General features: G+C 57.0%; 3 protein-coding genes. All 3 read right to left on the reverse strand.

Features of this window, described 5'->3' with window-relative positions; all coding sequences use genetic code 11:
• Nucleotides 1-165: 165 nt before the first annotated feature.
• The gene (locus IQ273_RS32030; protein WP_194027126.1) at nt 166-780 is read right to left on the reverse strand and encodes a chromophore lyase CpcT/CpeT; all 615 of its coding nucleotides are present in this window, start codon (nt 778-780) and stop codon (nt 166-168) included.
• A gap of 61 nt (nt 781-841) precedes the next feature.
• Nucleotides 842-1,939, reverse strand: a complete 1,098-nt coding sequence (locus IQ273_RS32035) for a calcium-binding protein (RefSeq protein ID WP_194027127.1) — start codon at nt 1,937-1,939, stop codon at nt 842-844.
• A gap of 210 nt (nt 1,940-2,149) precedes the next feature.
• The gene (locus tag IQ273_RS32040) at nt 2,150-2,947 is read right to left on the reverse strand and encodes an HAD family hydrolase (RefSeq protein WP_194027128.1); all 798 of its coding nucleotides are present in this window, start codon (nt 2,945-2,947) and stop codon (nt 2,150-2,152) included.
• Nucleotides 2,948-3,081: the final 134 nt, after the last annotated feature.

Below are 3,081 nucleotides of genomic sequence, written 5' to 3' on the forward strand. Positions count from 1 at the left end.
GGGGTAGGGTCGGTAAGTATAGCGCTGGCCAACTCGCTTAAGTCATAGCTGATCAGAATCCTTCGCGATCGCCCCGTGGATAGGGCCACAGCGCCTCAGGCATCGCTCCAGGGTAACACCGATAGCCCTGCTGCAAGTAGGGGAAAAGACCCCTTTACAAGCGCCTTATCCCGGTAGGGCAAAGGCGCTTTGTTTCACCAGGCAAAACGGCCCCATCTTTGGCCCCCAGGTAGTTTTTCCGGTCTCAGGGTCGATGCCGCAATCGTTCATTTGAAACACCAGCGGGCTGCCGGGGGCAGACGACTCGGGGCCAATGTCAAACGCCAGCCGCACGTAGGAGGTAACGCCATTGGCAGTAAACGTGCACAGGCTATCGCCGGGCAGCCGAGCGCTGTAGGTTTGACCATCGGGCTGGCACTCAATGGTTACCCCACAGGTGGGGATGTCGATCAAGTCTTGACGGCTAAGACTGGCCAGGCGCTCAGGTTCGGTAGCACCGCCCAGGTAGGCGCTCGGGTCTGACAGAGCGTAGTACTGCCCCCAAAGGCCGTTCTTTTTTGTCGTCAGGTGCAGAATGCGCTGCCGGTAGGGTGGCTTGCCGGAGGTGACGCTAATTTGCTCAATAAAAAGGCCGTAGCCTTCGCCAAAGAAATGCTGAGGCAAAGGCCGTTGCCACAGCCTCAGGTGTAGGTACCAGGCCGGATCAGCCAGAGATTGGGGTCGGTTATCAAACTCTCCGGCCAGGGCGGTGGCCAACTGATGTAGCTGGGCCTCAGTCATAGGCTTGCCTGCATTGCTTCAGCCCTGATGCTACCGGAAAGTGGGCTCGTTTTCAGGTGATTTACTTGAGCAGGGGTACCCCACTGGGCGGTGTAAAGGTCATACTGGCGGGGGTAATCGAATCGGCGTCTACCCCTATCAAAATAGCTTCAGTAGAGGTTTGGCCTAGGGGCGTGTTGACTTGCACGTGGGTATCGGCCCCCACCTGCACAAAACTCAAGAAGGGCAGCAGGTCGCCATCGGCAAACAGAGGCTGGGCGGCAATCATACTAAAATCGAGCCGATCGCCCTCGGCGGCATTGAAATCGAGGATGTTATCGGCTGTCGCACTACTACCGCCGACCAGCGGGTAGGCCCCTGGGCTATTGAGCCGAAAGACATCGGCCCCAGACCCGCCAACTAGCGTGTTGGCCCCGCCGCCACCGTAGAGAATGTCGTTGCCAGTGCCACCCACCAGCAGGTCGTCACCGACCCCGCCCTCGATCGCATCATTGCCAGCACCACCAAACAGCCCATTATCACCAGCCCCGCCCACCAGAGTATCGTTGCCCTCGCCACCAAAGGCCAGGTTTTGGCCTCGGCTAGTCAAAATCAGGTCGTCGCTGCCAAACCCAAATAGGGCATTGTCGGCAGCGGTGCCAATCAAAAAGTTTTTGCCGCTGGTGCCTTCGACCAGGTGAAAGGTGCGCGAGAATGACTCAGTGCTGGCTGTGCCTGACCCACCTAAGCCACCTGGTGCTGCCGTAAACAGCCCATCGAGCGCCGTCGAAAAGAGATTTATCGGGTCGCTTACGGTGGTCAAGCTACCCTCAGCCAGATTGAACTGATACAGCCCTGGGCTGCTAGCTGAGCGACCGTAGAAAAAGACAGTGTCTACGGTCGCGATCGCGGCCCCTACGGGCAGGGGCAGTGCGCCTGAACTAAGACCCGTAGCACTATCGGCGATATCTTCGGCCTCAGCGCTGACCAACTCCACTGACCCGACGGGTTCCGAAACGACAGAGGTTTCTGCTGGAGGCGTACCCTCAACATTATTGACATCTAAATCACTGGAATCTAGATCGCCGGGAGCTGGGTCATCGCCGGGAGCTGGATCATCATAGATCACACGCCCTGGTGCAGCGGGAGTTTTAGACGGGGGAACAAATAGGTCAGTCATGGCAACACAGGGACGAACAGCATGGCTTCAAGTCTGGGCCATCATTTACCGAAGCTTTAGCAATGGACACCAGCATCTATTCCTGATTCTGACGCTGGCGCACAAATCCGGAAATTTTTGCTTGGTAGCATCACGAACAATTTAAGCAATGGCAAATGCGATCAAGATTACGTAAATCTACGGTGAAGCGTATGTTACATCTTTGAGGGGTCACACTACCCAATTTGCAAAGGAATCGCAAAACTGAGGCAGGGTGAGTCTGTGAATGCCCTGGGTCGCCATCGCCCGATCGGCCGCCGTGTTATAGCCCCAGTCGGCCAAAAATAGCCCAACATCGCCAAGGTCTGGCTGGCGCTGAACTGCCTGCAAAGCCTTGAGCCGGTCTTCTACAAACCAGATGGTTTGTTCTGGCTTAGACGACTTCAGCAGCCGCAAGGTTTCGTACTTGGGTCGTTTGACCTCTTTGCCCAAAATGCGATCGCCCGGATCTGGCCCCAATGGCCCATCGCTCGGCAGAGCCATACCCCCCTGGGCGAGTAATTGCTGAATAAATCGCCCTTCTTTGGTAGAAATGATTACCAGCTCAACACCGTCTGCGATCGCCTGCCGCAGACGATCGATCACACCGGGGTAGAACCGCTGGTAGCTAAGCCAGTCGTCGATATTGGTATGAATCCAGCGATCGCGCACGCTATCAACCGCCTGCCCCAAAGTGGCAGGTTCCACCTTGCCCTGCTCTAGCAGCTGCGGCACAAGCTCAGACCAGCGCTCCAAAATCTCCTGGTCAGCGACCTCATTCATCAGCCCGTAGAGCACCAGCGGCATCTCCCAGCCCGTTTCTACCACCGGGCGCAGCGGGTAAAATCGCTCCGCCAACCCCTCCGGCGGCGCTCCCGCACTCGGCTCAAACACATCGGTATAGGCCCGCCATGCAGTTTGAAAATACTCCCGCAGCCCGTCGCAGACCACACCGTCAAAATCGAGCGCCAGAATATCGGGGGAAGCCATGGGAGTATGGGTTTAAGGTGTCAGGTTTAAGGTATCAGGTGTCGGGTGTAAGGTGTCAGGTTCTGCCTTAGACCTTACACCTCGAACCTTGAACCCAAAACTCACCCACCCCCTTTCTCCCTACGGGAGACGCT

The organism is Nodosilinea sp. LEGE 07298, from assembly GCF_015207265.1.
Classification (GTDB): domain Bacteria; phylum Cyanobacteriota; class Cyanobacteriia; order Phormidesmidales; family Phormidesmidaceae; genus Nodosilinea.

Coding starts and splice junctions, on each gene's coding strand:
- IQ273_RS32040 (WP_194027128.1), bottom strand. CDS start 2,947: ATGGCTTCCCCCGATATTCTGGCGCTCGATTTTGACGGTGTGGTCTGC.
- IQ273_RS32035 (WP_194027127.1), bottom strand. CDS start 1,939: ATGACTGACCTATTTGTTCCCCCGTCTAAAACTCCCGCTGCACCAGGG.
- IQ273_RS32030 (WP_194027126.1), bottom strand. CDS start 780: ATGACTGAGGCCCAGCTACATCAGTTGGCCACCGCCCTGGCCGGAGAG.